Here is a 17,572-nt window from a genome sequence, read left to right on the forward strand (position 1 = left end):
TTAGCGCTGCAGGATGGCGATCGCCTGCTCGTAGACCGCCCGGCTGCCGGCGGCGATGATCGAGCCGCCATTTTCCGGCCGTCCGCCGTCCCAGGTGGTGATGATGCCGCCCGCCCCTTCGATGACGGGAATGATGCCGCCGACGTCATAGGGCTTCAGGCTGTTTTCGACGACGAGATCGATATGGCCGGCGGCAAGCAGCGCATAGGCATAGCAGTCGCAGCCGTAGCGGAAGAGCCGTACTTGGCTCTCGATCTCGCGGTATTTTTCCATCTCCTCGCCGGCAAAGAGATGCGGCGAGGTTGTGAACAGGATGGCGTTCGACAGCGCGTCGCACTGGCGCGTCACCAGCCGCCGTTCGCCCTCCGGTCCTGTATAGATCGAGCCGTTCTGGTCGGCGAAATAACGCTCACCGGTAAAGGGCTGTTCGATCATGCCCATGATCGCCCGGCCCTCTCTCTGCAGACCGATCAGCGTTCCCCACACCGGCACGCCTGATATGAAGGCGCGCGTACCGTCGATCGGATCGATCACCCAGACATATTCGCGGTCGAGCCCGACATTGCCGTGTTCCTCGCCGAGAATGCCGTGACCGGGAAAACTCTCCTCGATCAGCGCCCGGATGGCGAGTTCGGCCGCCTGGTCGCCCTCCGTCACCGGATCGAAACCGGAGGAGAGCTTGTTGGTGACATCGAGACCGGAGCGGAATCGCGGCAGCGTCTCGGCTCGGGCGGCTTCCGCCAGGCGGTTGAAGAACGAACGGTCAGGAAGCATGATTTATCCGTTTGGCTGGCGGGAGTGGCGCTTTTCATAGCGAAAAGCAACGGGAATGCAAACGTAGCAGGCAATTTCAATCTAACTGCCCAAAGATGTCGCAGCGCAATATATTGCTTGACATTTGTGCAATGCAATAGTAGCTTCTTCCGTACAGTCTTCTGACTGTAAATACCCTCCTTGGGTGTTTCCTCCCTAGACTTAGCCGCGCTCACAAGCGCGGTTTTTTTTGGCCAGGGAGGACTAGGCCTGGCAGCAGCGAAATCGAAAAAGAGATTTATTCGGCGGCCAGCGCCCGATCGCCGGCGAATTTCTCGACGTAATCCGCCATCTGCCGCATGAAGGCGGTGACGGCATCGGCAACTGCGGCGAAATCCTCGCGTTTCTCCAGCGTCACTTCATCGACATAGATCGCCCGGTTCACCTCGATCTGCAGTGCATGCAGGCCCCGCGACGGCCGGCCGTAATGTTCGGTGATGAAGCCGCCGGCATAGGGTTTGTTGCGGATTGCTGCAAAGCCCATTTCCTCGAGAATGGCGATGGCCGCCCGCGAAAGCTCGGCCGAAGCACTGGTGCCGTAACGATCGCCGATGATGAAATCAGGCCGCCCAACGTTGCCGGCGACGCGCACATTGCCGGGCATCGAGTGGCAGTCGATCAGCACGCCGAAGCCGAACTGCACATGCGTCCGCGCGATCAGCCGGCGCAGCGCCGCATGATAGGGTTTATAGACCGCTTCGACCCGGTCGAGCCCCTCCTGCACAGGAAGACGACGTGCATAGATTTCCATATTTTCGGCGACGATGCGCGGAATGGTGCCGAGCCCGCCGGCGACGCGCAGCGAATTGACATTGGCATAGGGCGGCAACAGCCCGTCGAACATCCGCGGATCGAGCTCGTAGGGCTCGCGATTGACGTCGAGATAGGCGCGGGGGAAGTTGGCTGCGAGCAGCGGCGCGCCGAGTGCGACGGCAGAGCCGAAGAGCTCGTCGACATAGTGATCCTCGGAACGGCGGATGGCGATGCCCTCGAGCCGCGACTGGGCAATAAATTCCGGTGGATAAATGCGGCCGCTATGAGGGGAGTTGTAGACGAAGGGAATGGTCTGCGACACGGGCTCATGAACCTCAAAAAGCTCGTATTCGCGTATTTCCGGCACTTTCGGCCCTCTTTACCATGTCATGAACTGGCTGCTGCGCCCATGTTGCCAGTTGCCCGGCCTCAAGTCCATACTATGTAGAAGGGATGGCAATCACGCACAGGCAATTCACCGGTTGTTTACCGGCTCAAGACTAGTGTAAACGGCTGGCAGCCCACCAAAACTTATTGATCAGCGGTCTGGATTAATGACTCAGAAGATACTTCTCGCAGAAGACGACAATGACATGCGCCGCTTCCTGGTGAAAGCGCTCGAAAAGGCCGGCTACAAGGTCCTTTCCTATGACAACGGCGCCAGCGCCTATGACCGGCTGCGCGAGGAGCCGTTTTCCCTGCTGCTGACCGATATCGTCATGCCCGAAATGGACGGTATCGAGCTGGCGCGCCGCGCTACCGAGCTCGACCCCGACCTGAAGGTGATGTTCATCACCGGTTTTGCCGCCGTGGCGCTGAACCCCGATTCGAAGGCGCCGAAGGATGCCAAGGTCCTTTCCAAGCCCTTCCACCTGCGCGACCTCGTCGACGAGGTCAACAAAATGCTTGCCGCGTAAGGCTTGCCGGGCGGCGCGTCACAAAACTGAAAAAAGCCTATTGACGGCTCCAAAGGTTTTGTGATCTATGCGCCGCCATCGGATGGGCGTGTAGCTCAGCGGGAGAGCACTACGTTGACATCGTAGGGGTCACAGGTTCAATCCCTGTCACGCCCACCATCCGATCCCCCTGACATCGTTGATAAATCCCCGCTTCGGGGATTTTTCGTTCTTGCGGCTGGCATGCGCTCCCAATCCGACACTTTACGGGCGCAAGGGCTTTTTAACTCGGATTATGTCCGGGCGGATTTCAGTCGGCTGTGCGGTCACCCGCACACGTGGGAAATTGGGGGGATGTATGGCGCAAAGAACGCGGACACGGAAAGCGATATCGATAATCCTCGGCCTCGCCCTGGTTGGGACTGGCCTCTTCGGTTTCGGTTATATGCAGTTTCATGTCGTCGAACCGATCAGCATCAAGTTTTGGCTGATTCCGACCACGATATTCGCGGCTGCGGTGGCGATCCTCTGGGATGATTTCAAAAATCCCTAACGCCCCGTTCGACGCCGAACAGCGCCGGACAAGACCAAAATAAGTCACAGAACGGTGCCAATGCCTGATTATCCAACGCATGGCCGATTCGCCGTCGCAGACAGATGGGGTTGAGACAGAGAATGAGATTTTTCGCACCGGCAGCCGCCGCCATTTTTTCCGCCGCCTTCACCTTGCCGGTCTCTGCAGCACCAGTTGCTCCCGAGACGTTTCCGGGCGCACCCGGCGTCATTACCCTTTCCGGCAAATGCGCCAAGCTTGTTGTCGCCAAATTCGACGCCACCAAAGGCTGCAAGAACGAGCTTGCCAGCGTCACGCTGGCCAATGGCCTGGTGACCTTCATCTTCACCTCTGACGGCAAGGCGCTCGGCTTCCAGGGCGACGGCGCCGGCATCAAACCCGCATCCAACGGCAATGCCCGCCTGCCGCTCAGCCTCGTCACCACGGGTGTCGGCAACAAGATGACCGGGGAGGTCAAGGTCGCTGGCTTCTGCACCTTCGGCAATCCCTATTCCGGCAAGCCGATCGCAATCGAATGCACCGCCGAAAGCAAGGATTCCTCCTTTACCGGCAGCTTCCGCACCGGCGGCAAGCTGGTGAAGAAGGGCAAATAGTCCCCGTCAGAGCAGTTCCAGGAAAAGTGCGAAGCGGTTTTCCAAGGCAAAGCGCGAAGCGCTTTTGCCGGGAATGCGAAAAACAAAAGGATCGAGCGGTTCGGCGCTTCCGTTAAAAGCTGAACCGGTCTAGGCGCACCAGGCGGCGCCGGCAGCCCCCGGCTTGCGTGCCAGCCCCTCATTGATCAGCTGTGCGCCGAAAGAGCGCCCGTCGCGCGAGACGACGCGCGGCGCGCCTGAAGGCTCGGCTTTGCCCGCGGCATTCATCGTGAACGGTCCGGCGTTCAGAAGCGCCAGCAGCCGCGACTTGGCGGCAAAGGCCACCCGGCGTTCGCCGTCGCAACGCGCCTGGTCGACGACAGGGCTTGCCATGTCGGCTATCACGATCTTCTCGCCCTTGTACCAGAAGACACCGCCATCGCCGACGCAATTGATATGGGCGCCCTGCCCGCAATAGCCGAAGGCCACCGTCCCGGTTTCCGACACGGCCGGGGAGGCGGGCGACGGCACCGCCTTTATCGGCTGGATCGCCGGCGTCGGGATCGCGGCTGGCGGTAACGGTTGCGACTGTTGCACCGGCGGTGCAGCTTTCGGCGTCGGTGTGGCCAGCGCCACCTGCTTCGCCGGCACGTCCTTCCTGACTGAAGGTTTCAGCTCCGCCGTTTCCCGCGTGACCGGCGTTGCCTGCCTTGCAAGCATCGGCTGGATGCTCTTCCAATTGTCGTGGGCGACGATGCCGCCGATCGCGGCAATGCCGATCACCGCCCAGGGCAGCAATCCGCCACCGCTGCTGCGTGCTCTGCTCTTTCCTCTCGCCGGCGCCTTGCGGCGGCCGCGTGTCGCTGTCTTGGCCATCTGTCCGATTCCTGTGAGGCCGCAATTATCGCCGCCCAATCCTTTCTGAAAGGTTGGCGCGGCGGCAGGATGATGCTTGATCCGCCGATCTTTCCCTCGAATGGCATACAAGCGTCGGCGCCTATCGGGGAGGCCAGCGTGGCGGCCGAAACGCGTGAGGGGAAAAAGCTGAACAAATCCCGCGCTCATACGTTAGCCAGCGAAAAATTCCGTATGTTCTGGGGAAACTCCATGGATCTCATCATCGCCGACATGATACCGGCGTCACGCATCCACTATCCTGTCATCTTCGCCCGCCTGATCGGCGCCATCCTCTTCGGCGGACTGATCGGTTTCGAACGCGAGGCCCGCGACCGCCCGGCAGGCTTCCGAACCCATATCCTGATCAGTCTTGCCGCTGCCCTCTTCGCCATCATCTCGATCGAGGCCGTGCACATGCCGGGTTTCGCCGATGATGAGCAGGTGCGCATCGATCCGCTGCGCGTCATCGAAGCGGTGACCGCCGGCGTCGCCTTCCTTGCCGCCGGCATGATCGTCTTTGCAAGAGGCCGGGTGCACGGGCTGACGACCGGCGCCGGCATGTGGCTCTCCGGCGCGATCGGCCTCGCCATGGGCTTCGGCTATTGGCCGATCGCCTTCTTCACGACGATTGCCGCCATCTGCGTGCTCTTCGCCTTCGGCAAACTCGAACAACACTTCGGCTATAATTCCGGACAGCGGGTCGACCGGGATGAACATCGATAGAAAAAACGCCCGGCATCATGCCGGGCGTTTGTGTCAGCGTGACTGTCTGTCGGTTATTCGGAGCATGCGGCCGAAAGATCGTTTTTCTCAACCGGCGTCGCGTCGCCGATGGACGAGGCAAGCGGCTTCTGCCGTTTGCCGATCCGAATGCGCTCGTCCGCCGCCTCGCGTATGGCCTGCCATTCTTTTTCGTGCCGGATGAAGATCTCGCGGGGCACAAAGTTGATCGTCATATGTTTCTCACCCTGTTTCAAATCGACCGTCAGCGCGCCAAAGAGGCGGGAATGCTGGTTATTTCTTGGTCTCTGCATTGCTCTTGATGTCCGGGCCACCCTTGGAAAGATCCGCACCGGTAACATGGGCCGGCACATGAATGTCGTGATAGACACCGGGCGTCAGCGTCAGGTCGACATGATGCGGCGGCAGCACCTGCGCCTTCTGCATGCGGTTCGGCTTCGCCCGCTTCATGCGGTCGGATGCCTCCGTGCGTTTGTCGGGAATATGGGTCGAAGTGTGCATCATCGGCCTCCTTTTTTAAGCTCAACCAGAGCCTAACGGGCGGGCATCGGGATGGTTCCAAAAAAAATTGCCTGATCTCCGGTGTGCCCGGAGCCTTGACTGGCCGGGGAAGTTCATTAACTAGAGCCTATCCCGCAGCCTTCCAGACATCGGCTGACGGGGAACTTTGGTGCCGGGCCCCTCTGGCGAGAGTTTTTACGGCGCTCTCGTGATGTCGGTACCGCCTGCAGCTTAGCCGGCGGATTTTTCATCGATGAACAAACTCACCATGCCTGACCCGCATGCCCGTTGTGGCGTGCCGCGTCTTTCCAATATATCCACCCTCTTCAACACGATTTGCGGCCACGAGGTGCGGCCATGAATCAGCCCGTAGTCCCTCAATCCTCGCTCGGCTATTTCCGCTGGGCTTTCATCGTCACTGCCCTCGGCCTCGTTCTCGGCGCCGTGCTCGGCTGGCAGACGACCGGCACGATCGGCGGCATGGCAACTGTCTTCTTCATCTGCACGGTGCTTGCCGTGCTGGAGATCTCGCTCTCCTTCGACAATGCCATCGTCAATGCCAACAAGCTGAAGGAGATGACGCCCGTCTGGCAGAAGCGCTTCCTCACCTGGGGCATCATCATCGCCGTCTTCGGCATGCGCATCGTCTTTCCGCTGGCGATCGTCGCGATCGCGGCGCGGATCGGCCCTTGGGACGCGCTGGTGCTGGCTGCCCGCGAACCCGAGGAATATGCCCGCATCATGAACGACGCGCATCTGCCGATCGCAGCCTTCGGTGGTACCTTCCTGATGATGGTCGGCCTCAGCTATTTCTTCGACCATGAAAAGAAGATCCATTGGTTTCGCGGCCTGGAAAAGGTGATGGCACGCTCGGCTACCATCCGAGGTATCGAGATCGCTTTCGTGCTGGCGCTGATGCTGGTTTTCTCCTGGTTGATCGGCGGCGAGGAGGCTAGCGTCTTCGTTCATTGCGCCATTTACGGCCTGCTCACCTTCCTCGCGGTCGAGGTCGTTGGCGAGTTGCTCGATGCTTCGCAGCAGACGATGAGCGCTGCCGCCAAGGGTGGTCTTGGCGCTTTCATCTATCTGGAGGTGCTGGATGCGAGCTTTTCCTTCGACGGCGTCATCGGCGCCTTTGCCCTGACTCAGAACCTATTCGTCATCGCGATCGGCCTCGGCATCGGCGCCATGTATGTGCGCTCGATGACGATCATGCTGGTGGAGAAGGGAACGCTTGCCGAATACCGCTATCTCGAGCATGGCGCCTTCTACGCCATCCTGATCCTGTCGGTGATCATGTATGCGCAGACCCTGATGCACATCCCCGAGGTTATCACCGGGCTCGGCGGCGCGGCCCTGATCGGGCTGTCGCTCTGGTCGTCCATCCGCCACAACAGGCGCGAACGAGTGGAGGAGCACGGCGCCGAGCGGGAGGAGCTTCACGCCTGACGATGCAGGAAGCGCAGTGCGCAACAGCCTTGCGGTTAAAAACAAAGCCCGCGACCATCCGGTTGCGGGCTAATTCATTCATGCATGGCTTGAAGGCCTTAGCGGGAAGCCGGACCGAAGGAGGCCGGGTCGATGCCGAGTTCCTTGAGGTCGCTGGCACGCGGGCGGCGGCCGGCTTCAACGGCGGCGCTGACGGCGTTTGCGGCGCCCAGCACGGCAAAGGCGCGGCCAAAGAAACCTGTACGGACTGAATTGCGGATGGCGGACATTGTCCTTTTCCTCTTGCTCTATGATTGACTACCTATAGATGGCATCGCGCCCATACCTCCACAATGCTCAGAAAATCACCTCAGCCATGCAAAAACGAGAGGCCGGCGCATGTCTCCATGGCCGGCCTCGAGGGAGGGGTAAGGTCGTCTTTTTCTTCTTAGAGCGCCGCGTCTCTTCGGACCACAAAGGACGCTCTAACACTTTCAATCCCCGCATCGTGTTTTCCGAAAATCGATTCCGATTTTCGGGCCGATGCGCTAGTCTTCGTTTGCCGCCAGTTGCGACAGCACCTGGCCCCTGCCGCGCAGCCGCAGGATCAGCGGGATGAGGAAGGCGGCCGCCGCAACGATGAGCAGACCGGCCGCGATCGGCGACATCACCAGCGTCGTGACGTCGCCCTGGCTGATCGCCAGCGCACGGCGCAGCTGCTGTTCGGCCAGCGGCCCGAGGATCAGGCCGACGACGGCAGGCGCAATCGGATAGCCGAAGAGCCGCATCACATAGCCGAGCAAGCCGAAGGCGAGCAGCATGCCGAGCTCGAACACCGACGGATTGGCGCCGATCGTCCCAAGCGTTGCAAACAGCAGGATGCCGGCGTAGAGCCACGGTTTCGGAATGGTCAGCAGCCGCACCCAGAGCCCGATCATCGGCAGGTTCAGCACCAGGAGCATCGCATTGGCGATGAGCAGGCTGGCGATCAGGCCCCAGACGAGTTGCGGATTGGTGGCAAACAGCAGCGGTCCGGGCTGCAGCCCGTATTGCTGGAAGCCGGCAAGCATGATCGCCGCCGTCGCCGTCGTCGGCAGGCCGAGCGTCAGAAGCGGCACCAGCGTACCGGCGGCCGAGGCGTTGTTCGCCGCCTCGGGACCGGCCACGCCTTCGATTGCGCCATGGCCGAACTCTTCCGGGTTCTTTGCCAGCCGCTTTTCAGTGGCATAGGAGAGGAAGGTGCCGATTTCGGCGCCGCCCGCCGGCATCGCACCGATCGGGAACCCGATCAGCGTGCCGCGCAGCCACGGCTTCCACGAGCGCGACCAATCCTGCGCGTTCATCCAGAGCGAACCCTTGACCGCCTCGACCTTCTCCGCGATCCGGTTGCCCTGCGCGGCGATGTAGAGCGTCTCTCCGATGGCAAACATGGCCACCGCCAGCGTCGTGACCTCGACTCCGTCGAGCAGGTCGGGGATGCCGAAGGAAAGCCGTGCCTGGCCCGTCTGCTGGTCGATGCCGACCATGGCAAGCGCAAAACCGATGAACAGCGAGGTCAGACCCCTCAATGCCGAATCGCCGAAGGCCGAGGAGACGGTGACGAAGGCAAGCACCATCAGCGCGAAATATTCGCGTGGTCCGAAGACCAGCGCCAGCTTGACGATATAGGGCGCGATGAAGGCAAGCCCGAGCGTGGCGAGCAGGCCGGCGACGAAGGAGCCGATCGCCGCCGTCGCCAGCGCCGGTCCGCCGCGGCCGGCGCGCGCCATCTTGTTGCCCTCGAGCGCGGTGACGATCGAGGCGCTTTCCCCCGGCGTGTTGAGCAGGATGGAGGTCGTCGAGCCGCCATACATGCCGCCGTAGTAGATGCCGGCGAACATGATCAGCGAACCGCCGGGATCGAGCTTGTAGGTGGCGGGCAACAGCAGCGCCACGGTAAGGGCCGGGCCGATACCGGGAAGCACGCCGACGGCGGTGCCGAGGGTGACGCCGACCAGCGCATAAACCAGGTTCATCGGCTGCATCGCAACCAGGATACCCTGCCATAGAAATTCGAATGTGCTCATCTTGGTGTCCCAAGCGGCATTCCCGACCCTGCGGTTTCGGGGTCAGGCGCCGCGCAAAATCAAAAGAGCTGACAGCGCCTGGCGCGGTCAGAAGAACAGATGTTCGAGCGGGCCGGCCGGCAGCGTCAGCTGCAGCAACTGCGAGAAGATCGCCCAGACGACGAAGCTGAAAACGATGCCGAACGGCAGCGAGATCCAGAGCTTGCGCTTGCCGAAGCCGCGCGCCGTCAGTGCGAACAGCACACCGGTGGCAATCGAGAAGCCGGCGGTGCGCAGAAGCAGCATCTGGGCGGCAAGACCGGCGACGATCCAGATGACCGGCGCCACTTCCTGCCGGTCGCGTTCCGGAAACTCGCCGCGCCAGGCTTCGGCGACGGTCCAGACCCCAAGACAGAAGAGCCCGAACGCCACCACTTCAGGCACCGTTGCCGGGCCGATGCGGTCGTATTGCGCGATCGTTTTCAGATGCGAGGCATCCCAGGCCATCACGCCGGCGACGACGAAGAGGAAAACGGCAATGATGAACGCCACCCAATCAGGGCGGCGCTCGGTTGCCGAGGAGGTGTTATCCTCGCTCATTGAACAAGTCCGATCTCTTTGAGAATGCCTTCGGTGGCGGAGACGTCCTTTTCGAGCTGCGCCTTGAAGGCGTCGCCGGACAGATAGGTGTCGGCCCAGCCCTTGGTCTTCAGGGTTTCCTGCCAGGTGGCCGAGCTATGCAGCTTCTCGAAATCGGCGGTGACGGCGGCGACCTGTTCAGCCGACAGGCCGGGGGCAGCCGCAACCATGCGCCAGTTCTGGATGGTGACGTCGGTGCCGGCTTCCTTCAGCGTCGGGGCATCGACGCCGTCGATACGCTTGTCGCTGGAAACGGCGAGAAGGCGGAGCGTGCCGGATTTCACTTGCGATTGGAACTCGCTGTAGCTCGAGACGCCGGCCGTGACCTGGCCGCCGAGAATGGCGGCGAGTGCTTCACCGCCGCCGGAGAAGGCGACATAGTTGATCTTGGTCGGATCAACGCCGGACGCCTTAGCGATCAGGCCGACGGTGATGTGATCGGTACCGCCGGCCGAACCGCCGCCCCAGGAAACCGAACCCGGATCCTTCTTCAGCGCCGCAACCAGATCGGCCATGGTCTTGATCTCGGATGCGGCGGGAACGACGACGGCTTCGTACTCGCCGGTCAGCCGGGCAATCGGCGTAACGTCCTTGAGCGTCACCGGCGACTTGTTGGTGAGGATCGCGCCGACCATCACATAGCCGCCGACGATCAGCGAATTCGGGTTGCCTGCAGCCTGGCTGCTGAACTGCGCGAGGCCGATGGTGCCGCCGGCGCCCGGAACGTTCTGGACCTGCACGTTGCCGGAGATCTTCTCCTGCTGCAGCGCGGTCTGCAGCGAACGAGCCGTCTGGTCCCAGCCGCCGCCGGGTGCGGCCGGCGCGATGATGGTGTAGTCGGCCGCATAGGCCGGCAGCGCGATAGCAGCTGCAAAAAGGGTTGCGATGAACGTATGCTTCACGATGTGTCCTCCGTCGGCGGCTGAGCAAACCGCCCGTTATTCTCCAGGGAATCGGGAGGATGGCTGATCAGCGGACACAAGTGTCCTGAATGACGAGCGGAATACCTCCCAAGGCTTCAGCTCTCCGCCTCCACGGAGAAGAAGTAGCCAAAGGCACCACAACAAGCTGTCATTTAGCTGACATCGGCAAGATATCCAGCAGCAGCGGACACTTTTTTGCCGTAATTGGCGGACGGCAGTCCGATTTCCAGCTTCAAAGGACGAAGCAGCTGGAAGCGGAACACCTTCACTGCGCGCGCAAGACCTCATTCCAATGCGCGATGAGCCGTGCCCGCTTCACCTGGTCGAGATAGACCATCAGCCCGGGGCTGACCGGCACCGGCCGAAGCTGGGCGCCCAGCAGCTCCTGCAGCGTATTGGCGGTATTCTCCCCCGCCACCTCAGGACTGACGGCCGGGATCTGCAGCTCCCGCGCCATGATCGTCTGACCCGCCTTCGACATGAAGAAGGCGAGATACCGCCGCCCGAGCTCCGGCTCGGCGGCCGCCTGCGGCACCAGCCCGATCCGCGACATCACCACCGTGTAATCCTTCGGCAGAACGATGCCGACATCGGGATAGCGCGAGGCCCAGTCCGCTGCATAGGAGCCGAGAATGTTGTAGCCGAGCACGAAGCGCCCGTCGGCGACGCGCTCGAGGATTGCCGAGCTCGTCGAATAGAGCTTGACGCCGGCAGCCCCCATCGCCCCGATCACCGACCAGATGTCGCCGAATTGCTCCTGGTCGCGCGCCATGAACAGAAAGCCGACCCCGGAGCGTTCGATATCGTAGGTGCTGATCCGGCCATAGACCTTGTTGCCCTTGCGTTTCAGATAGTCGACGAATTCCGCCCGCGAACTCGGCACCGGCTCATGTACAAAGCTCGGCTTGTGATAGACGAACACCGCCGGCTCGAAGGTGAGCGCATAGGCGGTGTTGCGCCAGTTCGCCCATTTCGGCCATGCTGCACTCATCGGCAGGTTGCTGACCTGCGCATATCCGTCGTTGGAAAGCTTCACCTGCAGATCCATCGCCGAGGAAAAGGCGAAATCCGCCGTCTTCTCGCCTGCATCCGTCTCCTTGACGATCCGGTCGTAGATGTCGCCGGTCAGCATATCCTCGTATTTGACCGCAACGTCGGGATTGGCATCCTGGAAACCGCGGATCATCGGCCGCGCCAGCGGCTCGTCGAGCGAGGAGTAAACCGTCAGCACCGCCGCATCGGCCTGACCCGACTTCGCCGGATAGAAGGCCTGATCGGCGAGCGCGAAGCCCGGCCAGAAGGCCAGCAGCAAAATGAAAACTCTCCTCATGCCGCAACAATGCCTGAGCGCGCCGGGAGGAGCAAGGCCGCCGACTAGGCGGCGACCCACTCCATCAGCGCATTCTGCGCGTGCAGCAGAAAGGCTTTGGCGATGTGGCTCTGGCAGAGCGGATGCTCCATCGCTTCGGCCGTCACCTCCTGGCCACGCCTGACCGGCGGGCACGGCAGGAAGATCGCATCCTCCGACAAACGATCGAGCAGGTCGGCGCCGATCCGGTAGCCGGCGAGCGCCTCCGAGTCGGCATCGCCCGGCCATGAATCGGTGATGACGACGTCGGCGTCCGATAGCTCGCCCATATCGGCGCTCACACGGAAACGCCCGTTGAGCAGTGCAGCGTCACGGATGTGCCAGCATTTGGGGTAGACCTGCACAACCTCTATCGGCAGCGCAATCGAGGCTTCGGCCCAGGAGCGGAGGATATTTGCGTCCGCCGCCACGCCAACGACCTTCAACCCGTCGATCGAGCCGCGCCGGCTCCTAATATAGGCAAGGTCACCGAGCGTCTCGCAAGGGTGGTTGGAGCCTGTGCGCGCATTGATGACAGGCACCGGCGAGACTGCCGCCGTCACCTTCAATGTCGCAAGCGCCTTGGTGCGGATCACCAGCATATCGAACCAGTTGCCGAGATAACCAGCAAGGTCGCCGGTCTCCTCCCTAACATCGAAACCGATCGGCACATGCGCGCAGATACCGCCCATTGCCTGAATGCCGAGATCAAAGGCAGTGGTATTACGCCAGCCACTATCGTCGGCAATCAGCGCGACACGTTTGCCCGCAAGGCTCTGCGGCACGGTGCGCTCATCCCAGCTTTTGGCGAGTTCGCCAGCGCGAGCGACAATCGATCGGAGCCCGGCCTCCGGAATATCGTGAAACTCCAGAAAATTCCGGGCCGAACCTGTCATCCAAAATCTCCGCCGCGCATGAAACATCGCCACAATAGCCGGCGCCGGCCTCATCGCAACCACCGAAACAGCCGCGAATCACAATCATACGGCGGATACCCCTCGCAATTGTCTTCCGGCCCAACCCCTGGCTCCGCTTCAAGCCCCAAACCGCTCGACGGCCACTTTTATAGTGCCGCCCCCGAAGTATCGACCGATGAAATAAACCCGAATTTCTTCGATTAGAATTACCTTTTCATCACAAAGGATTAGCGCCGAACGCCATCCTTCACCCGTTCAGAGTATTGATGAAGATCGGCGACCTTATATGGTCGCGCTGCCGCGTCAAAACGTCGAAGCCGCCCGAATTTCTTATTCGGGGGACGACTCCGCGCAACAAAAACTCTATAAAAAGCTAGACTAAACTGGGAAGATCCTGGGAGGGGTCATGGAACGACGACTGAGCGCTATTCTCGCTGCGGATGTCGTCGGCTACAGCCGACTGATGGGCATCGATGAATCCGGCACGTTGCAGGCGCTGAACCGCCATCGCTGCGAACTGGTCGATATTCGTATTGCCGACTACAAGGGCCGGATCGTCAAACTCACCGGCGACGGCATCCTTGCCGAATTCCAGAGCGTGGTGAATGCGGTCGCCTGCGCCGCCGAGATCCAGCGCAGCATGGCGGCCCGCAACGAGAGCGTGCCCAAGGACGAGCGCGTCGAATTCCGCATCGGCATCAATCTCGGCGACGTCGTCGTCGAGAACGGCGACATATTCGGCGATGGCGTCAATCTCGCCGCCAGGCTCGAACGTATCGCAGCGCCGGGCGGCATCGCCGTGTCCGCCTCGGTGCGCGATCAGGTCGGCTCGCGCCTCAATCTTGGCTTCGAGTTCATCGGCGAACATACGCTGAAGAACATCAGGCAGCCCGTTCAGGTCTATACTGTCAGCTTGGCGCCGCCCTCCTCGGCGAAATTGGTCGCGCAGAACCGCAACACCTGCTTCATTGCGGTGCTGCCCTTCACCAATATGAGCGGCGATGCCGACCAGGACTATTTCTCCGACGGCATCACCGAAGACATCATCACCGATCTCTCCAAGATCTCCAGCCTGCACGTCGTGCCGCGCAACACCATCTTCACCTACAAGGGCATATCGGTAAAAGTGAAGCGGCTCGCCCAGGAACTCGGCGTGCGCTACGTGCTCGAGGGAAGCGTGCGCATCTTCGGCAATCGCGTGCGCATCTCCGGTCAGCTGATCGACACCGCCAATGGCGACCATCTCTGGGCCGAGCGTTACGACCGCGACCTGACCGACATCTTCGCCATTCAGGACGAGATCACTCACGCGATCGTCGGCCAGTTGAAGGTGCGTCTGCTGCCGGAAGAGAAGAAAGCGATCGCCAATGAGCCGACCGCCAATGTCGAGGCCTATACCTATTACCTCAGAGGCCGCCAGCTCTCCCACACCTGGACCAAATCCTATCTGCAGCTTGCAAGGCGGATGTTCTGCAAGGCGGTCGAGCTCGACCCGGACTATGCCCGCGCCTATGCCGGCATCGCCGATTGCGATGCGGCGATCCGTGATTGGGCACCAGACGACGTGCCGCTGAGGCGCATTCTCGAGATGAGCGCCCGCGCCCTGGAACTTGATCCCGACCTTCCCGAGGCTCACGCCTCCCATGGTCTCGCCTTGCATCAGAGCGGCTATGACGACAGGGCGGCGGCGGCCTTCGAACGTGCATTGGCGCTCGACCCCAACCTCTTCGAGGCGAATTTCCACTACGCCCGGTTCTTCTTCATGCACGGCAACTTTGCCGAATCGGTTCAATACTTCACCCGCGCCGCCGAGATCCGCCCTGACGACTATGTTTCGCCGATCCACCTGATGTCCGCCTACCGCTCGCTCGGCCGTGTGCTGGACACGGAAAACTGGGCGCGCCTCGGCCTGCTGCGCGCCGAACGCGCGCTGAACCTCAATCCGGAAAATTCCGGCCCCGCCCATCGTGGCGCGCTGGCGCTTGCCCATATGGGCGATGTGACGAGAGCCCGCGACTGGGCGGCCCGCGCGATTGCCATCGATCCCGACGACATCGTCGCCCAGTATAATCTCGCCTGCGTCTATTCCGTCCTCGGCGACGCCGACCAGGCGATCGACCTTCTCGAGAAGCTGCTGCCGAACAGCTCCGTCTACCATATCAAATGGTTCGACAATGATTCTGATCTCGACAACATCCGCGACGATCCCCGCTTCCGGAAACTCCTCAACGCCGCAATGACGCAGCGCGAACGAATCGAAATGACCGGGAGCTGACGCCAGTCTTTCCCGGCATTCGGTGGCGCATCGGCCGGAAATCGGAATCGATTTTCGCAAAGCTCGATGCGAGGATTAAAGTGCCACAGCGTATTTTGCGCGTCTGAAGGACCCGCTGCGCTGTAAGCTGCAAAATCGCTGTGACATCGCTCCGCCACCTCTGTAATCTCCTTTGAAAAACAGGGGGACATTCGTGCGCATCCTGCTCACCGAAGACAATATCGCGCTGGCCGACGGCCTGTCGGCGATCTTGCGCGGCACAGGCCACGCCGTCGATGTCGTCCATGACGGCGCATCCGCCAATGCGGTCATTGCTGCGGAAAATTTCGATCTGGTGATTCTCGACCTCAACCTGCCCGAGATGGACGGGCTCGACGTGCTGCGTGCCATGCGCGCCCGCCAGAACCAGGCTGCCGTCCTCATCCTGACGGCGCGCGGCACGCCGGAAGAAAGGGTGAAGGGCCTCGACCTCGGCGCTGACGATTACCTGATCAAACCCTTCGACATCGCCGAATTCGAGGCGCGTGTGCGGGTATTGCTGCGCCGCCAGGCGGGGCTGCGTTCGGCGACCGTCGGTTTCGGCGGCATTTCTTTCGATCTCAATTCCCGCACCTTTTCATCAGGCGCCGCACCCCTCGATATTCCCGCCCGCGAGCTCGGCCTGCTCGAAATCCTCTTCATGCGGGCCGGCAAGGTCGTCGCCAAGGAAGCGATCATCCAGTCGCTGACGGCCTTCGACGACGACATTTCCGCAAACGCCATCGAGCAATATGTCAGCCGCTTGAGAAAGCGTCTCTCGCCGCACGGCCTGACCGTCAAGACGGCCCGCGGCATCGGCTATTATCTCGACAAGCTGCCCGAGGCCTCATGAAAGCCGCCTATTCCCTCCGGCGCCGGCTGCTCTTCTGGCTGCTCGTCTCCACCGCCGTGATCGGCACGCTGGCGCTTGCCGATACCTATCGCGAGGCGGTCCAGACCTCGAACATCGTCTCCGACCGCGTGCTCGCCGGTTCGGCGCTGGCGATCGCCGAACGCGTCGTCGTCGCCGAGGACGGCACGCTGCAGGTCGATATCCCCTATGTCGCGCTTGAAATGCTGACCTCTGCCGCGCAGGATCGCGTCTTCTATCGCGTCGACGGCCCGCCGGGCCAATTCATCACTGGCTACCAGTCGTTGCCGGTCCTGAAGAAGACGCCGCCCAATGCTGCCGCCTTCGCCGACGACACCTTCCGCGGCGAGCCGATCCGTGTCGCCACACTCGAACGCTCAGCCTCGACGGGCATCCGCTCCGTGCCCTTCGTGGTAACGGTCGCCGAAACCACCATCGCCCGCCGCCAGCTGGCGCGGGCAATCCTCGTCCGCTCGGCATTGCGCCTCGCCTTCATGATTGCGGGCGCGGCCGTCATCGTCTGGATTTCGGTCACGGTGGCGCTCCGCCCGCTCTATAAGCTCGGCGACGCCATCGGCGAACGCAGCCCCGATGACCTGCATCCGATCAAGCAGACTGTGCCGAGCGAGGTCGAGCCGCTGGTCGATACGGTCAATTCCTTCATGGTCCGGCTGCAATCGGCGCTCGATGCACTGCGCCATTTCACCGGCAATGCCAGCCATCAGCTGCGCACACCGCTGGCGATCATCCGCACCCAGCTTGCTCTTTCCGCCCGCGCCGGCTCGCTGGATGAGGCGCAGGCGGCGGCGCTGAAGGGCGATCAGGCGGTGGCGCATGCCGAGCGCATCCTCGCCCAGTTGCTCCTGATGGCCAAGATCGACGCCGCCACAGCCAAGGAAGCGCTGACCGCCTCCGCCATCGATCTTGCCGCAATCGCCCAGGAAATCACCGGCGAGCAGATCCCGACGGCGGCCGTCGCCGGCATCGATCTCGGCTTCGAGGGCGAGAGCCCGGCGATGATCCGCGCCGAGCCGCTGCTGATCGGCGAAATGCTGCGCAACCTCGCCGGCAATGCCATCGCCTATGCCGGCAACGGGGCTGAGGTCACCGTCCGCATTATCGCTGCGTCAGAGACGATCCGCCTCGAAGTCGAGGATAATGGCCCCGGCATTCCGCGCGAGAAGCTGGAGGCGGTACGCCAGCGTTTTTCGCGCGGCCATGATTCCGGCGCGCCCGGCGCCGGCCTCGGCCTGCCGATCGTCGAAGAAATCGCCAATCTTTTCAATGCCGACCTGACGCTGGAGCCGGGTACGGACGGCAAGGGCCTGAAGGCGGCCGTCACCTTCGCCAAGGCAGCGTAA

Annotated in this window: 19 protein-coding genes and 1 tRNA gene; 9 read left to right on the forward strand and 11 right to left on the reverse strand. The window is 61.9% G+C overall.

What is annotated here, in order from left to right:
* A complete protein-coding gene (hisN, locus tag FHT69_RS26900; RefSeq protein WP_028755893.1) occupies window positions 1-774 on the reverse strand; it encodes a histidinol-phosphatase in 774 nt (257 codons plus the stop codon).
* A 277-nt stretch (window positions 775-1,051) separates the two neighbouring features.
* Window positions 1,052-1,933, reverse strand: a complete 882-nt coding sequence (locus tag FHT69_RS26905) for an N-formylglutamate amidohydrolase (RefSeq protein ID WP_025570459.1) — start codon at window positions 1,931-1,933, stop codon at window positions 1,052-1,054.
* Between the two features lie 187 nt (window positions 1,934-2,120).
* Between FHT69_RS26905 and cpdR1 the strand changes: the two genes are divergently transcribed.
* The 4 genes from cpdR1 (at window position 2,121) to FHT69_RS26920 (ending at window position 3,629) form a co-directional block, all read left to right on the forward strand.
* Window positions 2,121-2,483 (forward strand): response regulator CpdR1, encoded by a 363-nt coding sequence (gene cpdR1 / locus FHT69_RS26910; RefSeq protein WP_003542883.1) that lies wholly within the window; start codon window positions 2,121-2,123, stop codon window positions 2,481-2,483.
* A gap of 84 nt (window positions 2,484-2,567) precedes the next feature.
* Window positions 2,568-2,642 (forward strand) — tRNA-Val (locus FHT69_RS26915).
* A 178-nt stretch (window positions 2,643-2,820) separates the two neighbouring features.
* Window positions 2,821-3,015, forward strand: coding sequence for a hypothetical protein (locus FHT69_RS34710; protein ID WP_028755908.1), 195 nt, complete (start codon window positions 2,821-2,823; stop codon window positions 3,013-3,015).
* 122 nt (window positions 3,016-3,137) lie between these two features.
* Window positions 3,138-3,629 (forward strand): hypothetical protein, encoded by a 492-nt coding sequence (locus FHT69_RS26920; RefSeq protein WP_245294586.1) that lies wholly within the window; start codon window positions 3,138-3,140, stop codon window positions 3,627-3,629.
* A gap of 129 nt (window positions 3,630-3,758) precedes the next feature.
* Here the strand turns inward: FHT69_RS26920 and FHT69_RS26925 are convergent, their stop codons facing one another.
* A complete protein-coding gene (locus FHT69_RS26925; protein ID WP_029868308.1) occupies window positions 3,759-4,484 on the reverse strand; it encodes a hypothetical protein in 726 nt (241 codons plus the stop codon).
* Between the two features lie 231 nt (window positions 4,485-4,715).
* Here FHT69_RS26925 and FHT69_RS26930 point away from each other — a divergent pair, with 231 nt between their 5' ends.
* Window positions 4,716-5,228: an MgtC/SapB family protein gene (locus tag FHT69_RS26930; protein WP_029868307.1), complete on the forward strand. Its 513-nt coding sequence runs from the start codon at window positions 4,716-4,718 to the stop codon at window positions 5,226-5,228.
* Window positions 5,229-5,281: 53 nt separating this feature from the next.
* On the opposite strand, the gene FHT69_RS26935 is transcribed toward FHT69_RS26930, so the two are convergent.
* Window positions 5,282-5,461: a hypothetical protein gene (locus tag FHT69_RS26935; protein ID WP_183845188.1), complete on the reverse strand. Its 180-nt coding sequence runs from the start codon at window positions 5,459-5,461 to the stop codon at window positions 5,282-5,284.
* Window positions 5,462-5,519: 58 nt separating this feature from the next.
* Entirely contained in the window at window positions 5,520-5,750 is a 231-nt protein-coding gene (locus FHT69_RS26940; RefSeq protein WP_025570441.1) for a hypothetical protein, read from the reverse strand.
* Window positions 5,751-6,104: 354 nt separating this feature from the next.
* On the opposite strand from FHT69_RS26940, the gene FHT69_RS26945 reads away from it, so the two are divergent.
* A complete protein-coding gene (locus FHT69_RS26945; RefSeq protein ID WP_025570439.1) occupies window positions 6,105-7,196 on the forward strand; it encodes a DUF475 domain-containing protein in 1,092 nt (363 codons plus the stop codon).
* Window positions 7,197-7,294: 98 nt separating this feature from the next.
* Here FHT69_RS26945 and FHT69_RS26950 read toward each other — a convergent pair whose 3' ends face one another.
* The 6 genes from FHT69_RS26950 to FHT69_RS26975 form a co-directional block, all read right to left on the reverse strand.
* The gene (locus FHT69_RS26950; protein ID WP_088930351.1) at window positions 7,295-7,465 is read right to left on the reverse strand and encodes a hypothetical protein; all 171 of its coding nucleotides are present in this window, start codon (window positions 7,463-7,465) and stop codon (window positions 7,295-7,297) included.
* A 258-nt stretch (window positions 7,466-7,723) separates the two neighbouring features.
* Complete coding sequence (locus FHT69_RS26955) at window positions 7,724-9,241, reverse strand: tripartite tricarboxylate transporter permease (RefSeq protein ID WP_025570437.1); 1,518 nt, start codon at window positions 9,239-9,241, stop codon at window positions 7,724-7,726.
* An 87-nt stretch (window positions 9,242-9,328) separates the two neighbouring features.
* On the reverse strand, window positions 9,329-9,820 hold the full coding sequence (locus FHT69_RS26960) for a tripartite tricarboxylate transporter TctB family protein (protein WP_183906194.1): 492 nt from the start codon (window positions 9,818-9,820) through the stop codon (window positions 9,329-9,331).
* The gene (locus FHT69_RS26965; protein ID WP_025570433.1) at window positions 9,817-10,761 is read right to left on the reverse strand and encodes a Bug family tripartite tricarboxylate transporter substrate binding protein; all 945 of its coding nucleotides are present in this window, start codon (window positions 10,759-10,761) and stop codon (window positions 9,817-9,819) included. The genes FHT69_RS26960 and FHT69_RS26965 overlap by 4 nt, the downstream gene beginning before the upstream one ends.
* Before the next feature lie 286 nt (window positions 10,762-11,047).
* Window positions 11,048-12,094: an ABC transporter substrate-binding protein gene (locus FHT69_RS26970; RefSeq protein ID WP_029868252.1), complete on the reverse strand. Its 1,047-nt coding sequence runs from the start codon at window positions 12,092-12,094 to the stop codon at window positions 11,048-11,050.
* A gap of 62 nt (window positions 12,095-12,156) precedes the next feature.
* Window positions 12,157-13,026 carry an ornithine carbamoyltransferase gene (locus tag FHT69_RS26975; RefSeq protein WP_183906195.1) on the reverse strand — a complete coding sequence of 290 codons (870 nt, stop codon included), beginning with the start codon at window positions 13,024-13,026 and terminating at the stop codon, window positions 12,157-12,159.
* A gap of 427 nt (window positions 13,027-13,453) precedes the next feature.
* Between FHT69_RS26975 and FHT69_RS26980 the strand changes: the two genes are divergently transcribed.
* The 3 genes from FHT69_RS26980 (at window position 13,454) to FHT69_RS26990 (ending at window position 17,572) form a co-directional block, all read left to right on the forward strand.
* Window positions 13,454-15,322 carry an adenylate/guanylate cyclase domain-containing protein gene (locus FHT69_RS26980; protein WP_183845185.1) on the forward strand — a complete coding sequence of 623 codons (1,869 nt, stop codon included), beginning with the start codon at window positions 13,454-13,456 and terminating at the stop codon, window positions 15,320-15,322.
* 193 nt (window positions 15,323-15,515) lie between these two features.
* On the forward strand, window positions 15,516-16,193 hold the full coding sequence (locus tag FHT69_RS26985; RefSeq protein WP_025570656.1) for a response regulator transcription factor: 678 nt from the start codon (window positions 15,516-15,518) through the stop codon (window positions 16,191-16,193).
* Window positions 16,190-17,572, forward strand: coding sequence for a sensor histidine kinase (locus FHT69_RS26990; protein WP_063475324.1), 1,383 nt, complete (start codon window positions 16,190-16,192; stop codon window positions 17,570-17,572). Before FHT69_RS26985 ends, FHT69_RS26990 begins: the two co-directional genes overlap by 4 nt.

It is taken from the genome of Rhizobium sp. BK008 (genome assembly GCF_014197345.1).
GTDB lineage: Bacteria > Pseudomonadota > Alphaproteobacteria > Rhizobiales > Rhizobiaceae > Rhizobium > Rhizobium anhuiense.

Bases quoted from the DNA above. Each gene is read 5' to 3' on its own strand.
- cpdR1 (WP_003542883.1), top strand. From the start codon at position 2,121: ATGACTCAGAAGATACTTCTCGCAGAAGACGACAATGACATGCGCCGC.
- FHT69_RS26940 (WP_025570441.1), bottom strand. From the start codon at position 5,750: ATGATGCACACTTCGACCCATATTCCCGACAAACGCACGGAGGCATCC.
- FHT69_RS26980 (WP_183845185.1), top strand. From the start codon at position 13,454: ATGGAACGACGACTGAGCGCTATTCTCGCTGCGGATGTCGTCGGCTAC.
- FHT69_RS26955 (WP_025570437.1), bottom strand. From the start codon at position 9,241: ATGAGCACATTCGAATTTCTATGGCAGGGTATCCTGGTTGCGATGCAG.
- FHT69_RS26925 (WP_029868308.1), bottom strand. From the start codon at position 4,484: ATGGCCAAGACAGCGACACGCGGCCGCCGCAAGGCGCCGGCGAGAGGA.
- FHT69_RS26935 (WP_183845188.1), bottom strand. From the start codon at position 5,461: ATGACGATCAACTTTGTGCCCCGCGAGATCTTCATCCGGCACGAAAAA.
- FHT69_RS26930 (WP_029868307.1), top strand. From the start codon at position 4,716: ATGGATCTCATCATCGCCGACATGATACCGGCGTCACGCATCCACTAT.
- FHT69_RS26950 (WP_088930351.1), bottom strand. From the start codon at position 7,465: ATGTCCGCCATCCGCAATTCAGTCCGTACAGGTTTCTTTGGCCGCGCC.
- FHT69_RS26960 (WP_183906194.1), bottom strand. From the start codon at position 9,820: ATGAGCGAGGATAACACCTCCTCGGCAACCGAGCGCCGCCCTGATTGG.
- FHT69_RS26975 (WP_183906195.1), bottom strand. From the start codon at position 13,026: ATGACAGGTTCGGCCCGGAATTTTCTGGAGTTTCACGATATTCCGGAG.
- FHT69_RS26990 (WP_063475324.1), top strand. From the start codon at position 16,190: ATGAAAGCCGCCTATTCCCTCCGGCGCCGGCTGCTCTTCTGGCTGCTC.
- FHT69_RS26920 (WP_245294586.1), top strand. From the start codon at position 3,138: ATGAGATTTTTCGCACCGGCAGCCGCCGCCATTTTTTCCGCCGCCTTC.
- hisN (WP_028755893.1), bottom strand. From the start codon at position 774: ATGCTTCCTGACCGTTCGTTCTTCAACCGCCTGGCGGAAGCCGCCCGA.
- FHT69_RS34710 (WP_028755908.1), top strand. From the start codon at position 2,821: ATGGCGCAAAGAACGCGGACACGGAAAGCGATATCGATAATCCTCGGC.
- FHT69_RS26945 (WP_025570439.1), top strand. From the start codon at position 6,105: ATGAATCAGCCCGTAGTCCCTCAATCCTCGCTCGGCTATTTCCGCTGG.